This is a genomic window from Roseovarius sp. MBR-154 (assembly GCF_053628595.1).
This window is the reverse complement of the sequence record NZ_JBRJGR010000073.1, coordinates 1-1140: the sequence shown is the minus strand read 5'-3', so window position 1 is coordinate 1140 and position 1140 is coordinate 1. Positions and strand designations below refer to the sequence as shown.

Here is a 1140-nt window from a genome sequence, read left to right as displayed (position 1 = left end):
AGAGGTGGTCCTGCTTTTTCGACCAGCTTGCAGCCCGGTTAAGGTGGATCAGGGTTTCCTATCAGGCTGCCATTCTTATGGGTTCGGTTTTGCTGGCATGGACCTCATTTGGGGTCAAGATGCCGTGGGTGGAGTGGGGCCGCTCGGCGTTGTAATAGGCCAGCCATTTCCCAATACCGTCTCGGGCCTGTGACCCGGTCTCGAAGGCGCGCAGGTAGACACATTCGTATTTCAACGACCGCCAAAGGCGTTCGATCATGCGATTGTCGATCCAGCGGCCCTTGCCATCCATCGATATCTTCACCTTGGCCTCCTTGAGCTCATCGCTCCAGTCGCTGCTGGTGAACTGCGATCCCTGATCGGTATTGAAGATCTCCGGCGGGCCATAGGTGGCCAGCGCCTCTTTCAGCGCCGCGACACAGAAGTCTGCCTCCAAGGTATTCGACAGCCGCCAGGCCAGCACCTTGCGGCTATACCAGTCCATGATCGCCACCAGATACAGGAACCCCCGCTCCATCCGGATATAGGTGATGTCGGCGCACCAGACCTGGTTGGGCCGGTTGATCGCCAGCCCCTTGAGCAGGTAGGGATAGATCTTGTGCGCCGGGTGCTTCTTGCTGGTGTTGGGCTCCTGGTAGATCGGCACCAACCGCATCAGGCGCATCAGTCGCCGCACACGTCGTGCCACAGGCACGCTTCCAGCGTGACGGCGGCCACATTTGTGACCCTGCCGCTTCATGTGCCGCGCCATCTGGCGAGAGCCATACCACGGGGTCTCCAGGAACTGCTTGTCGATGATCTCCATGAAGGCCAGGTTCTCAGCGCTTTCGCCTTTCGGCTGATAATACAGCGTCGAGCGCGACAGTTGCAGCAGCCTGCATTGCCGCCGCTGGCTCAGCTCATGATCCTTGCTCACCATTTTTTGCCTCGCGTCCCGAGCAGCTGAACCGAGGCATTCGCTAAAAAATCCCGTTCCACCACCAGCTGGCCGATCTTCGAATGCAGCTTCTCGATCTCCGCCTCGTTCCCCTTCCCGGGATCAGCACCCCGCCGGGTGAAGGCCGTGGCCATATTCTCGATCGCCGCGCGCTTCCAGGTGCTGATCTGGTTCGGATGCACGCCATACTTCTTCGACAGCTC

1 protein-coding gene is annotated in these 1140 nt (G+C 59.6%); it reads right to left on the bottom strand.

Translation table 11 applies throughout. The features are described 5' to 3' along the window. Nucleotides 1–61: 61 nt before the first annotated feature. Nucleotides 62–1140, bottom strand: a protein-coding gene (locus tag ACSSV4_RS23230) for an IS3 family transposase (protein WP_454277343.1) whose coding sequence is annotated in 2 segments (ribosomal slippage) — nucleotides 62–960 and nucleotides 960–1140 — 1080 coding nt annotated over the 2 segments. Because the reading frame shifts where the segments join, the coding sequence is not laid out codon by codon here. This gene is flagged as partial in the annotation.